Origin of the sequence: Pseudomonas sp. PGPPP1, assembly GCF_002255865.1 — a bacterium.
In the GTDB taxonomy this organism is placed as follows: domain Bacteria; phylum Pseudomonadota; class Gammaproteobacteria; order Pseudomonadales; family Pseudomonadaceae; genus Aquipseudomonas; species Aquipseudomonas cremoris.
The window spans coordinates 1-14,187 of record NZ_NKIG01000053.1 but is presented as its reverse complement, the minus strand read 5'-3'; the positions used below and the strand labels follow the sequence as shown (position 1 = coordinate 14,187).

13 protein-coding genes are annotated in these 14,187 nt (G+C 62.7%); 1 reads left to right on the top strand and 12 read right to left on the bottom strand.

Annotated features, from left to right (window positions below):
* Positions 1–543: 543 nt before the first annotated feature.
* The 12 genes from gspD to CFE47_RS30290 form a co-directional block, all read right to left on the bottom strand.
* Entirely contained in the window at positions 544–2,742 is a 2,199-nt protein-coding gene (gene gspD, locus CFE47_RS30345; protein ID WP_286842778.1) for a type II secretion system secretin GspD, read from the bottom strand.
* The gene (locus tag CFE47_RS30340) at positions 2,739–3,263 is read right to left on the bottom strand and encodes a type II secretion system protein, XpsN-like (protein WP_286842776.1); all 525 of its coding nucleotides are present in this window, start codon (positions 3,261–3,263) and stop codon (positions 2,739–2,741) included. Before CFE47_RS30340 ends, gspD begins: the two co-directional genes overlap by 4 nt.
* The gene (gspM, locus tag CFE47_RS30335) at positions 3,260–3,871 is read right to left on the bottom strand and encodes a type II secretion system protein GspM (RefSeq protein WP_286842773.1); all 612 of its coding nucleotides are present in this window, start codon (positions 3,869–3,871) and stop codon (positions 3,260–3,262) included. The genes CFE47_RS30340 and gspM overlap by 4 nt, the downstream gene beginning before the upstream one ends.
* Positions 3,846–4,871 carry a PilN domain-containing protein gene (locus tag CFE47_RS30330; RefSeq protein WP_286842771.1) on the bottom strand — a complete coding sequence of 342 codons (1,026 nt, stop codon included), beginning with the start codon at positions 4,869–4,871 and terminating at the stop codon, positions 3,846–3,848. Before CFE47_RS30330 ends, gspM begins: the two co-directional genes overlap by 26 nt.
* Complete coding sequence (locus CFE47_RS30325) at positions 4,868–5,590, bottom strand: type II secretion system protein GspK (RefSeq protein ID WP_286842768.1); 723 nt, start codon at positions 5,588–5,590, stop codon at positions 4,868–4,870. The genes CFE47_RS30330 and CFE47_RS30325 overlap by 4 nt, the downstream gene beginning before the upstream one ends.
* A complete protein-coding gene (locus tag CFE47_RS30320; protein ID WP_286842766.1) occupies positions 5,587–6,207 on the bottom strand; it encodes a type II secretion system protein GspJ in 621 nt (206 codons plus the stop codon). The genes CFE47_RS30325 and CFE47_RS30320 overlap by 4 nt, the downstream gene beginning before the upstream one ends.
* Positions 6,204–6,575, bottom strand: a complete 372-nt coding sequence (locus tag CFE47_RS30315) for a prepilin-type N-terminal cleavage/methylation domain-containing protein (protein ID WP_286842764.1) — start codon at positions 6,573–6,575, stop codon at positions 6,204–6,206. Before CFE47_RS30315 ends, CFE47_RS30320 begins: the two co-directional genes overlap by 4 nt.
* Entirely contained in the window at positions 6,572–7,003 is a 432-nt protein-coding gene (locus tag CFE47_RS30310) for a GspH/FimT family pseudopilin (protein WP_286842762.1), read from the bottom strand. The genes CFE47_RS30315 and CFE47_RS30310 overlap by 4 nt, the downstream gene beginning before the upstream one ends.
* A 9-nt stretch (positions 7,004–7,012) precedes the next feature.
* Positions 7,013–7,429 carry a type II secretion system major pseudopilin GspG gene (gene gspG / locus CFE47_RS30305; RefSeq protein WP_408635580.1) on the bottom strand — a complete coding sequence of 139 codons (417 nt, stop codon included), beginning with the start codon at positions 7,427–7,429 and terminating at the stop codon, positions 7,013–7,015.
* A gap of 20 nt (positions 7,430–7,449) precedes the next feature.
* Positions 7,450–8,652: a type II secretion system inner membrane protein GspF gene (gene gspF / locus CFE47_RS30300; RefSeq protein WP_286842759.1), complete on the bottom strand. Its 1,203-nt coding sequence runs from the start codon at positions 8,650–8,652 to the stop codon at positions 7,450–7,452.
* Positions 8,649–10,367 (bottom strand): type II secretion system ATPase GspE, encoded by a 1,719-nt coding sequence (gspE, locus tag CFE47_RS30295; RefSeq protein WP_502695543.1) that lies wholly within the window; start codon positions 10,365–10,367, stop codon positions 8,649–8,651. Before gspE ends, gspF begins: the two co-directional genes overlap by 4 nt.
* Before the next feature lie 80 nt (positions 10,368–10,447).
* A complete protein-coding gene (locus CFE47_RS30290; RefSeq protein ID WP_286842757.1) occupies positions 10,448–10,666 on the bottom strand; it encodes a hypothetical protein in 219 nt (72 codons plus the stop codon).
* A 497-nt stretch (positions 10,667–11,163) separates the two neighbouring features.
* Here CFE47_RS30290 and CFE47_RS30285 point away from each other — a divergent pair, with 497 nt between their 5' ends.
* On the top strand, positions 11,164–13,908 hold the full coding sequence (locus tag CFE47_RS30285; protein ID WP_286842754.1) for a beta-glucosidase: 2,745 nt from the start codon (positions 11,164–11,166) through the stop codon (positions 13,906–13,908).
* Positions 13,909–14,187 lie beyond the last annotated feature (279 nt).

The window sequence follows — 14,187 nt, the reverse complement described above, 5'->3', positions numbered from 1 at the left end:
GGGCTTGCTCGCGAATGCAGTGTGTCAGTCAATAAATTCATTGGCTGACACACTGCATTCGCGAGCAAGCCCGCTCCCACATTTTTTGACCGTGTCCGGCTTCCCTACCCTGTGAAACCTGCTTTTCTGTGGGAGCTGGCTTGCCTGCAATGGCATCAACTGGGTATGCCTGATGTACCGAGTTGCCTGCATCGCAGGCAAGCCAGCTCCCACAGTTTGAACGGTGATCGGCACAAAAAACCGGTCGGCTATCAGGCCGCCGCGCTCTTGCTTTTGATCTAGAAGCGCCCCGTCAAACACGCTGGCCGAACGCAGGCTTTGGAGCGTGGGTAACCCGGCAGGACGCCGGGTTAGCCGCGCTGGGCCAGGGATGGCCCATCGCGGCGGCCCACGCTCCAAAGCCTTCGTTCTGGCACACCGAGCCTAGGCGAGGTGCCGAGTGTTGGGGCAAGAGCGTTTTGCTTACTTTTGCGCTTTTCAAAAGTGAGCCGCTGTAAGAGCGGAACCGATGTAAGCCATCACCCAAACAACGGATATACACACTCACCCCCCAGGCCGCAGCAGCTGCATCTGCTGCCGATAATCATCCGTCACCTGCCGCGCCTGACTCCCACTGGTAATCACCCTCGGCGTAATCAACACAATCAACTCCGTCCTATCCTTGGATTTACTCGTGTTGCCAAACAACCACCGCAACCCCGGAATCTTCCCCAAATAGGGCACCGCGCTCACAGATTCAGCGTTGTCCTGCTTGATCAACCCCCCCAACAACACCGTCTGCCCACTCTGCACCGCCACTTGCGTGGACACCGATCGCGTCGAGATACGCGGATTATTCTGCGTCTCGCTATTGGCCGTCTGCGCCTCGGCATCACTGACCTGCTGCTGAATATCCATGTACACCAACCCACCCGGATTGATCCGCGGCACCACGTCCAGAATCACCCCGGTCTGCACATACTCAACACTGCTCAACGTGGTATCCGAGGTGCCGGTATTCACCGTGGTCTGGCTGATGGGAATGTTGTCACCCACCTGGATCTGCGCCGGCTGGTTGTTCATCACCACCAGCGACGGCGCCGACAGCACCTGGGTGCGGCCGTTGGTTTCCAGCGCATGCAAGGCCACTTGCAGGTTGGAACTCACGAACGAATAGAACAACGAATCGGCCGCCCCAAGCCCTGCCCCGCCACCGCCCAAGGCGCCTTGGCTGCCGGACGTATTGGCCACGGTGGTGCTGGCGGAATTGCCTGCCAGCCGCCCGAGGTACCACTGCACGCCAAGGTCCAGTTCCCCGCTGAGTTTGACTTCGAGGATGCGCGTTTCGATCTGTACTTGCAGCGGCGGGTTGTCGAGACGCTTGATCGCCGATTCGATCTCCTTCCATTGCACCGGGCGCGTGCGCACCAGCAACTGGTTACTGCTTTTCTGCGCGGTGATGCGGGTGCCGGCGTCGAGGCTTTTGGTCGGGGCATCTTCGACTGTGCCTTGCTCGGCGTTGTCTTGTTCGACCTCGGGCTCCTCTTCATCGGCAGCGGGTTGGCTGTTATTCAGGTTGTTACTCAACCCACCCGGCGTACTACCGGAAGTGCTGTTGGTTCCTGGTGACGAGAGCGTTGCGGTGCGCAAGCCCGGTGCGACCTTGGCCGGTGCGTCGTCCTTGATCGCACCAGTGCCGTAGATCTGTCGAAGGTACTTGGCCAGGTCAGTGGCCTTCATGTTGCGCACGTCGTACACGTACATCTGCGGCTCGTTGCCGCCGCCTTCGTCGATGGTGTGAATCCAATCGCCGACCTCACTCAAGTACTGCGGCTGCGAAGAGATCGCCACCACCGAGTTGGTACGCTCGATGGGCAGGAACCGCACCATGCCCGCCAGGGGCATGCCGCTGTCGGGGCCGAACATTTTTTGCAGCTCGGGCATCAGCTCGGCGACCGACGCGCGTTGCAGGCCGAACACGCCGACCGACATGCCCTTGAGCCAGTCCACATCAAAGGTGTCGATGGTGTCCTGGTAGTTGGCCAGTTCTTCCGGGGTGCCCGCCAGGCTCAGCACGTTACGCGCCGGGTCCACCAGCAAGAACGCATTTTCCCGGGCGAAGGGCTTGAGCAGTTTTTGCATCTCGGTGGCCGAGATGTAGCGCAACGGAAACAAGCGTGCCGACAGGCCGCTGGAAGGCTGGGCGACGCGCATCTGCGGCACCAGCTTGCCCGCGACCGCCTGGTTGGCGGGCAGGATCACGTAGCGGTTGCCCTGCTTGATCATGGCGTTGTCGGTCCAGGACAGCAGGGTTTCCAAAATCGACAGCGCCTGCTGCTTGTTCACCGGTTTGGAGGTGGAGAAGCTGACGTTGCCCTTCACACCTTGGGCGATGCTGTAGTTCTCGTGCAGCAGGTCGCCCATCACGCTGTTGATCACCGCTTCGATGGGCTGGTCGGCGAAGTTGAACACGATGTCGCCACCGCCCTGCTCGCCTGCCGCCGTTGCCGTGGGCGGGCGCACGAACTGCTGGTTGCCACGGATCAGTTGCCGTTGCGGTGCAGTCTTGGCCTGGGGTTGTGGCGGCGGCTCGCTGGCGGGCTCGACCGGCGGGCGCTGCGAGCCGGTGCCCTGCATGGCCTCGTGCATCAGCGCGGCGTCCGGGTCGAGGTGGTCGGGCAGTGAGCCGCAGCCGCCGAGGGCAACGGCGGTGGCCAGGCAAAACACGGTGGTGCGCAAGGCGCCGGGGACTGTATCGATCAAGGGGTGGGCTCGTGAGGAAGGGTAATCGGGGGTGTGGTGGACGGCGGCGGCAAACGCAGGGCCTTGAGGCTCAGGGTTTGCGTGCGGCCGTCCAGCACGAAGCGGGCATCGCGGGGTGTGAGGTGTTCCAGTCGCCAGCCGTTGGGCAGGGTCTGGCCTTGGTGGACTTTCAACGCGGGGCCATCGGCAGGTTTGAGTAGCGCCACGCGCAGCGCGTCATTGAGGACAACACCGGTCAATACCAGGCTCGACAGACTCGACGCTTGCGCATGGCCAACGGCGTGATCCGGGCTGCGGTCGGGACTGAACAACGGCGCCTGCCAGGTGCCGGCCAGGCTTTCTAGGCTGGCATCCGGCGCGCTCAGCACCTTGGCCGAGGCATTCGTGGCGGCCATGGGTTCGGGCGCAGGCAACCACTGCGGCGCATCGCCGACGCTGCTCAAGATCACCAGCATCAGCATGCCCAACAGGCCGGACAAGCCGAGCAATCCCCACTCGACAGGGCGCAATACCGGGATCATCGGCTCACCTGCTTGGCGCTCGCCGGTTGCAGATAGCCGCGCACCAGCAGGTGCACCACCAGTTTGCCGGCTCCGCCGCTGGCGGGGGCATCCGGTCGGCGCCGAATGCTCATCTCATCCACGAACAGGAACGGCCGCTGGTACTCCAGCGCATGCAAGATTGCGGTCAGCGGCTCGATGGCGCAGTCCAGGGTCAGGCTGACCTTGACCTGGCGGTAGGGTTCGCTGTCGTCTTGCTCCGGGGTGATCGGCATACGTTGGGTCAACTTGCAGCCGCCACCCAGGGTGGCCTGGCTGCCGATCAGGTCGGCGACGCGTTGCATCAAGTCGGCGGCCACGGCGCTGGGGTCATCGCCGGGCAACAAACTGGTGCTGCTGGCCGGGTCCTGACGCGCCTGCTCCAGTTGCTCACGCAGTGAAGCGCCTTGCTGTAGCAGTCCGGCGTAGCGTTGTTGCTGCTCGCGCAGTTGCTCGGCTTGCTCGCCCATGCTGCGCAACGGGCCGGCGAACCAGCTGTCGATCAACAGCCAGTACGCCGCGCCCAGCACCAATGCCAGCAGCAATAATGCGCCGCCGCGACGTTCACGGGGTGTCAGTGGTCGGCGCATCGGCGGCCTCCTGGTGCAAATGGGCGCGCAAGGAAAACTGGTCCTTGCCGGTTTGCGCGTCGGGTTGGATCACCCCTTCGAACTGGGCATTTTCCAGGCTGTGGCAAGCCTTGATCCGCGTAATCAGCGCACTGGCCTTGGCGCTTTGCCCAGAGAACGACACGTCGGCGCCGTCGGTGATTTCCAATTGATCGATCCAGGTGTCGGCGGGCAGGCAGCGCGTGAGTTCATTGAGCAGTGCCGCCAGGGGTGGCTGCGCGGTTTTGCGGCGGATCAGGTACTGCGCCGCGCCCCGCGTGTTGAGCAGTTGCTGGCGCAGGCGCTGCACCTCGGTCACCTCGGCCCTTTGCTGCTGGACACGCGCGTGCATCGCGTCGAGCACCCGTTGGCGGTCGTTGAGCCACAGCAGCATCGCTGCAATCAGCAAGGCACCACACAACCACGGCAAGCTGCGCTGCAAGCCCTTGCCGGCGGTGCGCTGGCGCGGGCGCAACGGTGCGGGCAGCAGGTCGATGCCCAGGCCGTGCACATCCACTTGGTGGGGTTGCAGGCCAAGGGCGATGCAGTCGAGCAGGATCTGGTCAAGGCGCTCGCGCAGGATCGCCACCAGTGTCACCTTGAGGTGCGTGGGTGTACGGCGCTCCTGGCGTGCGACGAAGTACAGCTGGTCGGCGTCGAACGGGGTAAAGCGGTCGAGTTCATAACCGACCACCGTCGTCAGGTTGCGCGCCGCAGCCAGTGGCAGTTGCAGGCTTTGCACCAGCACCGCCGAGGGCGCGAGCACCAGTACCTGGCGCACGTTGTCGGGCACGACCATCACAGGCTCAGTCAATGGCCAGTGATAGACCTGCTCGGGCTGTTCGCTTTGCCGCAACCAACCCGGCAGGCAACCTCGCAGCTCCTTGAGCCACAGGCGCCAGCCTTGCTGCAGCACGCTGCCACGCCAGCGTTCGGCCAACGGTTCAAGCTGCGCCAGGGGTTTGGATAACAGTCGATTCATTCTTGCCAACGCAGTACCCGATACGGTTGTGCGCTTCCCTGCGCGGGGCTCAATAGGACGGTGATATGCAACTGTGCGTGGTAACCGCCGGGGCGCTCGGCGCGGCTGCTGACGACCAGCACTTCGCCGGGGTCGGCGCCCACTGCACTCTGCTGCGGCAGGTTCAAGGCCTTGCGCATCAGGGCACTGGCAAAGGCCGGATCGGGCCGATCCAGGCCGCTCCACAAGGTGATCTGCGGCACCAACCGGCGGTACAGCGCTTGACTCATGCCCGGCAACTGGCGTAATTCTTCGACCACACGAAACGGCGCCAGCCCTTCATTGCGGCGGCTTTCCAGGTCTTTGGCCAAGCGGCTGGCCTGGGCTGGGGTGGCGCCGCAAGCCAGGGCCACGCGGGCGAAATCGGCGGGCTCGGCGCTGTTCAAATACAACTTGCCGCGCTCGCTGCGCAGGCTGACGTGCAACTGTGCGTCGTCAAATACCAAGGGCATTTCACGGCCATCGGCGACCCACTGCTTGCGCTGCAGCGGATCGGCCAGCGCCTGCATGACCAACGCCACACCCGCCTCTGCCGCCAACGCCGCCTGGGTATGCTGGCGATGCCACGCCGCCTGACGCGTTTCCAACTGCACCCAGCCGGCCAGGCCGCCGAGCAACAGGCTCAGCAGCGCCAACACCCACAGCACCAGCAACAAGGCGACACCGCGTTGATGCTTCATTGATCCGACGCTCCGCCCGACAGGTTCAAGCGCAACGCCACCACCTGGCTGACCCACGGCACCGGCCCGCTGACCGTCGCGTCGATGCGTACCGCATGGGGCAGGCGCTTGGTCCATGGCCAATCACTGATCCAGCCAGTGGCTTGGCCTTTGGGCGAGACGCCGCGATAGCTGAATTGCAGATCTTCGACATTTTTCAGCAGCACCTGCGGCTCACTGCGCGAGGCCGGCACGCTGACCTGGGCTGCGGATTCAAATTGCGCGAACGCCACCTGCAAGTCGCCGCCGACCCGTTGCAGGGTGAAACGCTGAATCCCGCCGCCGAGTACACCGGGCAACGTCGCGACAAATTGCATCCGTTGTGCGGCCCCGACAAAAAAACCGGGGGTCTGGCTGTCGTCTTCAGTCACGTCCAACGGCAAGGCTTCGCTGATGGCGGTGCGCAAGAACTGCTGTGCGGCGCGCATTTGATCCAAGCTGTCCGTATAGCGCTGGGCCTTTTGCACCGCGCGATTGGCCCCCAACAATGCACCGCCGACCAGGGTCAGCAGCACACCGAGCAAGCTGAGCACGATCATGATTTCGAGCAAGGTGAAGCCGTGTTGGCGTCGATTCACAGCGACGCCCTGTCATTCACGGCACGCAACTTAAGCGTGCTGAAATGCGCCTGGCGCGGGCCTTCGCTGACCGTCAGGTCGAGGCGAAACAAGCGCGGCTGGCCGATGCGCGTCGGTTGCTGGGCGATGCGCAATTGCCAATGGATACCCTCCTCCAGACTGCCCTGATGCACGCCACTGGCCAGCGGCCCCGTGGTTTCCTGATCCAGCACGCTCAGTGCGGCGTGGGTCAGGCGATCACTGTGATTGACCTGCGCCAACGAGCGCGCACTCTGCCCAAAGGCGACCAACAGCACCGTGCTGCAGATCGCCATCAGCATCAGTGCGGCCAGCATCTCCAACAGCGTGAATCCCGACTGGTGCTTCATGGCAAGGCCTTGGACTGTACGCTGCCGGTCAGCCAGCCAATATCGATGCGCCAACGCCGCGTGCCGTTGGCCAACACCAGGTTGCCGCCGGTGGAGCTGCCGTCGGGGTAGAACGCAACGGCGGTGCCGGCGTGTTCGGCGGTGTGCAGGGTCACTTGCAAGTCAGCCGGCCAGTGCTTGAGCGGTCGATCCGGCGCCTGGAAGCTCAAGGCGTGCAGGTCGAACACGGTTTTGGCCGTGTCGCCGCTGACAATCGCACGTGCCCGCGTGCTGCGCAGGGCATCGACCATTTGCCCGACCACCTGGCGTTCCTTGGCAGCCTTGAGCCCTTGTTGCAGGCCAAACCCCACCAGGCCGGCAGCGATGCTGATCAACACGATCACCACCAGCATCTCCAGCAGGGTAAAACCACGTTGGGCGTCGGGCATGGTCGCGGGTTATTCCCAGTTGCCCAGGTCGGCGCTGTAGCCTTCGCCGCCGGGCTGGCCGTCCTGGCCGTAGAAGATCAGGTCGAAGGCGCCATGCTCACCGGGGAAGCGATAGCCGAAGGCGTGGCCAAACGGGTCTTTGAGGTCCGACGGCTTGGCGTACGGGCCCGCCCATCCGGCGGCGTTGGCAGGCTTGTCCACCAGTTGTTGCAAGGCCTTGGGCGGCGAACCGACGTCAAGGCCGTAGCTTTCGATCTTCATCGACAGGCTGGCCAGCTGCGCCTTGCCCGCGCCGTATTTGCCCTTGTCGACGTTGCCGCCGACCTGGCGCACCACGATGGTCGCGACGATGCCCAGCAGCACGATCACGGCGAGCATTTCCAACAGGGTGAAACCGCCTTGGCGGCGTGCAGGTTTGGAGCGCATGGGGAGTAGTCCTCGGGGGTTCATATATTGCTGGTCAGGCTCATCAGCGGCAGCATGATCGCCAACATGATCACCGCCACCAGCACCGCCATGACCACGGTCAGGGACGGCACCAGGGCGGCGAGCAGGCGGTCGATGCCGCGCTTGGCTTCGACGTCGAATACGTCGGCGACCTTGAGCAGCATGCTGTCGAGTTCGCCGGCCTGTTCGCCGACTTCAATCATTTGCAGGGCCAGGTCCGGCAGCAGTGGCTCACTGCCAAATGCACTCGCCAGGGTGCCGCCGCCCTTGACCGACTCGGCGGCCTGGGCCACCTGGGCTTGCAGGGCGCGGTTGGTGCAGACCTGGCGGGCGATCACCAACGCTTGCAGCAAGGCCACGCCATTGCTGAGCAAGGTGCCAAGGGTGCGCGCCAAACGGGCAGCCTCTACTCGCTGCAACAGCGGACCAATCAGGCGAATGCCGAGTACGCGGCGGTCATAACGTTCACGGCGCTGGGGATTGCGCAGGCGTGCGGCCAGGGTCCAGGCGGTCACGATCAACCCGGCAAGCACCGCCAAACCGTAGGCGCCGAGAAACTGGCCGAGGCCGAGGATCACTTCGGTGATCAGCGGGATGGGCACGCCAAGGTCTTTGAAGATCGGCACGAACTGCGGCACCACATACGCCAGCAACAACGCCAGCGAACCCAACACGCCAACCACCAGAAACGCCGGATAGATCAGGGCATTGATCACTTCGCCCCTCAATAATTGGCTGCGCTCCAGGTAATCGCTGAGCTGGCGCAGGGTATTTTCCAATGCACCACCGGCCTCACCGGCGCGAACCATGCTCAGGTACAACGGCGAGAACTGGCTGCCCTCTTCTTCCAACGCTTTGGACAGGGGCTTACCGGCCTTGACGTGTTCGCGGATGCGCTCGATCAAGGCGCGCACTTGAGGTTGGCCGGGCTGTTTTAGCAGGATGCCCAGCGAGCGCTCCAGCGGCTGGCCGGCGCCGAGCAACGTAGCCAGTTGCTGGGTGAAACTCACCAGCGCCGCACCGTTCAATTGGCCGCGGCCCAAGGCGTTGCGCAGGCCCTGGTTGCCGGCAGGATCGATCTGCAACAACAGCAGGCCGCGCTTGTGCAAGGCGGCGACGGCGGCAGCCTGGTCCTTGGCTTCGAGCGTGCCATTTTGCGGCGCGCCCTGACTGTCCAGGGCGCGGTATTTGAACAGGCTCACGTGCCTTCGCCTCGAGTGACGCGCAGCACTTCTTCCAGCGAGGTCACGCCGGCCACCGCCTGGCGCAAGCCCTCTTCATGCAAGGTGCGCAAGCCACCACGGCGGGCCGCTTGTTCGAGGGTGGCAGCGTCGGCCTGGCGCATCAGCAGGCTGCGCAACTCGTCGTTCATCACCAGCAGTTCGGTGATTGCACTGCGGCCGTGATAGCCGCCGCCCGGTGCGTCGGCACGCGGCCTGTAGAGTTTGATCGGACGCTCGTCAGTGAAGCGATCCAGGCCGTGTTCGGCAATCAATTCGGGCGGTGCTTCAAAGGCTTCGCGCGTAGTCGGGTCCAACCGCCGAACCAGGCGCTGAGCCAGGATGCCGTTGACGGTCGAGGCAATCAGGTAGCTTTCCACGCCCATGTCCAGCAGCCGCGTGATACTCGCCGAGGCGCTGTTGGTGTGCAGTGTCGAGAGCACCAAGTGGCCGGTCAGCGACGACTGGATTGCGATGCGACAGGTTTCCAGGTCGCGGATCTCGCCGATCATGATCACGTCCGGGTCCTGGCGCACGATGGAGCGCAAGGCGCCCGCGAAGTCCAGGCCAATGGCGGGTTTGACCTGGATCTGGTTGATGCCTTCGAGCTGGTACTCCACCGGATCTTCCACGGTGATGATCTTGCGCTCGGCGGTGTTGAGCCGCGACAACGCGGTATAGAGCGTGGTGGTTTTGCCCGAGCCGGTAGGCCCGGTGACCAGCAGGATGCCGTGGGGCCGTTCCAGCACTTCAAGAAAGGTCGCGAGCCGCTCGCCGTCGAAACCCAGGCTTTGGAAGTCAAAGCTCACGGTCTGGCGGTCGAGCAAACGCATGACCACTGACTCGCCGAAACTGGTGGGCACCGTGGACACCCGCAGGTCCAATTCCTTGCCCTGGATGCGCAACATGATTCGCCCGTCCTGGGGCAGGCGCCGCTCGGCGATGTCGAGCCGCGCCATGATCTTCACCCGCGAAATCACCGCTGCCGAGGAACTGGACGGCGGCGCTTCGGCTTCGTGCAGCACGCCGTCGATGCGGTAGCGCACCTTGAGCTGGCTTTCGAAGGGTTCGATATGGATGTCCGAGGCGCGATGTTCCACCGCGCGCTGCAGGATCAGGTTGACCAGGCGGATCACCGGCGCCTCGGAGGCCATGTCCTTGAGGTGTTCGATGTCTTCCAGCGCGCCGCCTTGCTCGTCGAGGTTTTCGATCAGCGTGCCCATCGCCGAGCGGCCCTGGCCGTAGTAGCGCTCGATCAGTGTGTCGACTTCATTGCGCGGGCCGATCGCCAACCACACCGGTACACCGCAGGCGTAAGCCACGGCCTGGAACGGATACAGCTGCGATGGGTTGGCCGCCAGCACGCGCAGGCCCCCGTGGCTCCAGCCCACCGGCACCACCTGGTAGTGGCGCATGAAGCGTTCGGTCAGCGGCGGCAACGGATCCAGCAGCGGCGGCGCGGCGTCGGCAAGCAGCAGTGGCGCACCGAGTAAACCGGCCCAGGCCCGCGCCAGCTCGACCTCGGAGACCAGCCCCAGGCGCGTAAGCAGGCCGAGCAGTTCGGTGTCGTCGGACTCCTGGGACAAGCGCCGGGCGCGCTCCAGGTCGACGGTTTTCAAGCCGGCTTGCTGCATCAACCAGGCGCACACCTGTTCGGTGTCGGGGATGTGCATCTGGGAGGCGTTGAGAGGGGTCATGAGCAGCTATCTGAAGAGCAATGAAAGCCTCCTGTGGGAGCGGGCTTGCTCGCTCCCACAAGGGGGTTGTGTGCTGGCCGTTAGTTCGGCGTCTTGGCCTGGCTATCCTGCAACGGCCGCCCACCCTTGGTGGTTTCAGCCTTCTGCTTTTTCACCGCCTTGGCGTCGTGAGCCTGGGTAATCACCGTGGAATCGGCAGCGCCGGACTTGGCATCGGCGTCGGTGGACTCAGCAGCCAGTGCCGCACCACTCAGTGCAACGCCCAGGACAACACCGGCACCCAACAGGGAAATCTTCATCAACTTTCTCCAGATCAAAAACAGCAGATTGCTCAAGCGGCGCCTTGAATTCGGTCAAGACCCTACACCAAAGCGTTGTGTATGACAGCGTGTATAAAACATGGCCATTTAGAACTATCGAGCAAAGCCACTAGTTCGCCATGCCGCCATGAATTTTGTTAAACCAATCGACTGGTAGGTTTAGCCTTAGTTCAGAATCGTAATGAAATATTTCTTATTTAACGCAAAAAATAGCTTTTGTTTGACTTATAACCGCAAGAATTGCCTTAATTATTGGCCTTTTGCGATTCAAAACGCCATCGCGTGATATCGCATAGACATTACTTACAACAACAAGACATACAATTTTTACACTAATAAAACAGCGAAATTCGCCAAGTAATTGCAATTAGCCATCGGCCAAAAATTGCGACAAAGGCCAACTATTGCCTGCAGAAAAGTGACGAACGCGCACTTGTTAGCGCGCCATGTTTAATAAACAGTTGTTGGAGAGACCCATGAATAAACGCAAGATGATCGGTGCCCAGTCGGCTTTTGCCCTGTTGGCGCTGGCCGTATCCCATGCACACGCGGCGACCAGCCCGGCCCTGGATGAAGGCATGGTGAGCCGCGCAGAAAAGGCGGCGGACAAGACTCTGGCGAAGATGACCCAGGAAGAGAAGCTCGCCTATATCGGCGGTATCGGTGGTTGGGACGTGAAGCCGCTGAGCCAGTACGGCATCCCGCAGATTCACGGCGCTGACGGCGGCGTGGGCGTGCGCTACACCAGTGAAGGCAACGACCAAGGCGTGGTGTACCCGTCCGGCCCGAACGTGGCGGCCAGCTGGAACCCGCGCCGCGCCATCGACGTCGGCCGCGCGCTGGGCTACGACACTGCCAGCGGCGGCTACCAGTTCGTCACCGGCCCCGGCGTGAACCTCTATCGCATGCCCTACAGCGGACGGGCGTTCGAATACCTGTCCGGTGAAGACCCGTTCCTCGGCGCCAGCCTGGGGCCGGCGTTGATCAACGGCATTCAATCGCGCGGGGTGTGGGCCAACGCCAAGCACTACGCGGCCAATGATCAGGAAAGCAACCGCTTCCACCTCGACGAAACCATCAGTGAACGCGTGCTGCGCGAGATGACCCTGCCGCCGTTCGAGTCCGCCTCTAAGAACAGCAAGGTGGCGATGATGATGTGTGCGTTCCAGAAGGTGAACGGAGAATTCGCCTGCGAGAACTCGCACCTGATCCACGAGATCCTGAAAACCGAATGGGGCTACGCAGGCTTCGTGCAGAGCGACTACAACGCGGTGGTCAACGGTTTGCCCGCCGCCCAGGCCGGCACCGACCTGGACATGATGGGCTACCAGATGAACAGCACGGTGCTCAAGCCGTACCTGGACAGTGGCGAGCTGAGCGGCGCGACCCTGGATGACAAGGTGCGGCGCATCCTCAAACAGATCTACCTGTTCAAGTTCGACAGCAAGGCACCGCTGACTAACCACAACATGAACAGCGCCACCAGCAACCGCGTGGCACTGAATGCCGCCCGTGAAGGCATCGTGCTGCTGAAAAACCAGGACAACCTGCTGCCACTGGATGCCAAGAAAGCCAAGCGCATCGCCGTGGTCGGCAACCTGGCCAAGTACGCGCCACCCACCGGGTTCGGCAGCGCCAACGTGATGGCAGCCAACTACATCAGCGAACTGAGTGGCCTGCAGCAACTGGCGCCAGGGGCCAAGGTCGAGTTTATCGACGGCCTGTCCCTGGACCCGAGCGCCTCGGTATGGACCCACACCGACAGCGCCGGCAACAGTGCCAAGGGCTTGAAGACCGAGTTCTTCAGCAACACCAACTGGTCCGGTGACGCCGCTGCCAGCCGTACCGACAGCCATGTCGACCTGGACTGGTCCACCGACAGCCTGCCGGTCAACGGCGACACTGCGGCCACTTCGATTCGCTACAGCGGCCAGGTCACCCCGACGGTCAGCGGCGAGCAGGTGTTCAAGATCCGCGCCGACGGGGCCGTGCGCCTGTACGTCGACGGCAAGAAAATCCTCGACAACGGCGACGGCAAGCCACTGCCGAACAACAGCATCCCGCCGACCATACCGGTGTTCGCCAAGGTCAACCTGCAGGCCGGCAAGGCGGTGGACATCAAGCTTGAATACTCGCGCCGCAACGGCTACCTCTCGACCATGGGCGGCCTGGTAGGCGTGCAGATGAGCTGGGCCTCGCTGGTGGCGCCCAAGGATCTGGCGCAGTACGACGCGGTGCTGGTGGCCGCCGGTAATAGCAACGAATACGAAGGCGAAGGCTTCGATCACAGCTTCGATTTGCCGGAGTTCCAGAGCCAACTGATCCAGAGCATCGCCAAGGTCAACCCACACACCGTGGTCACCTTGCACGGCGGCACCGGCTTGAAGATGAGCGATTGGATCGACCAGGTACCGGCGGCGCTGCATGCGTTCTACCCGGGGCAGAACGGTGGGCAGGCGCTGGCGGAGATCTTGCTGGGCAAGGTCAACCCGTCGGCCAAGCTGCCGATCAGCATCGAGCGCAATATCGAAGACAACCCGATCTATGCGACTTTCCCCAAATTCGACAACCAGGAAACCCTGGACACGATGAGCTACAAGGACGATCTGTTCCTGGGCTATCGCGGGTATGAGAAGAAGGGCATCAAGCCGCTGTACCCATTCGGTTATGGTTTGTCGTACACCACCTTTGGCTACAGCAATATCAGCGTGACCCCTGGGGTCGCGGTGGCGGGTGCGCCGATCAAGGTGTCGTTCGACCTGACCAACACCGGCAAGGTGGCGGGTGCGGAAGTGGCCGAGTTGTATGTGGGGCAGAATCATCCGAAAGTGGAGCGGGCGCTCAAGGAGCTCAAGGGCTACAAGAAGGTGTTCTTGAAGCCGGGTGAGAGCAAGCGTGTGACCATCGAACTCAACGACCGCTCGCTGGCTTACTACGATGTGAAGAGCAAGCAGTGGGTGGTGGATGCGGACAGTTTCAATCTGTCGGTGGGGGCTTCGTCTCAGGATATTCGTCTGAATGCCAAGCTGGTTAACCCGTTCCGTCAGGAGCTGTCGACTACCACCAGTAATCCGCTGCCGCGCTCGGCGTTGAATTCGACGTTGCGGGAGTTGCCGCAGGTGAAGACGGGTGGGGTGTTGCATCAGGGGCAGGATGATAGCGGCGATACCAGTGAGGGGGATGGGTATGACGGTAGTCAGGGTAGTGCTGGTGGGAAATAGGGGGTAAGCGAGGGGGGGCATATCCGTTTTTTTGGTGATGCCTGATATTGGTTTCGCCCTTACGGCGAGTCACTTTGGAAAAGAGCCCCAAAGTAACCAAAGGGCTCTTGCCCCACCACTCGGTGCCTCGCCTAGGCTCGGCATGCCCTCAACTCCGGCTTGAATCCGTGGGCCGCCGCGATGGGCCATCCTTGGCCCAGCGCGGCTAACCCGGCGTCCTGCCGGGTTACCCACGGATTCAAGCCTGCGTTCGGCCAGCGTGGTTTAACGGGGCGCCTA

Coding starts and splice junctions, on each gene's coding strand:
- CFE47_RS30340 (WP_286842776.1), bottom strand. CDS start 3,263: ATGATCCCGGTATTGCGCCCTGTCGAGTGGGGATTGCTCGGCTTGTCC.
- gspM (WP_286842773.1), bottom strand. CDS start 3,871: ATGCGCCGACCACTGACACCCCGTGAACGTCGCGGCGGCGCATTATTG.
- CFE47_RS30330 (WP_286842771.1), bottom strand. CDS start 4,871: ATGAATCGACTGTTATCCAAACCCCTGGCGCAGCTTGAACCGTTGGCC.
- CFE47_RS30325 (WP_286842768.1), bottom strand. CDS start 5,590: ATGAAGCATCAACGCGGTGTCGCCTTGTTGCTGGTGCTGTGGGTGTTG.
- CFE47_RS30315 (WP_286842764.1), bottom strand. CDS start 6,575: ATGAAGCACCAGTCGGGATTCACGCTGTTGGAGATGCTGGCCGCACTG.
- CFE47_RS30310 (WP_286842762.1), bottom strand. CDS start 7,003: ATGCCCGACGCCCAACGTGGTTTTACCCTGCTGGAGATGCTGGTGGTG.
- gspG (WP_408635580.1), bottom strand. CDS start 7,429: ATGCGCTCCAAACCTGCACGCCGCCAAGGCGGTTTCACCCTGTTGGAA.
- gspE (WP_502695543.1), bottom strand. CDS start 10,367: ATGACCCCTCTCAACGCCTCCCAGATGCACATCCCCGACACCGAACAG.
- CFE47_RS30290 (WP_286842757.1), bottom strand. CDS start 10,666: ATGAAGATTTCCCTGTTGGGTGCCGGTGTTGTCCTGGGCGTTGCACTG.
- CFE47_RS30285 (WP_286842754.1), top strand. CDS start 11,164: ATGAATAAACGCAAGATGATCGGTGCCCAGTCGGCTTTTGCCCTGTTG.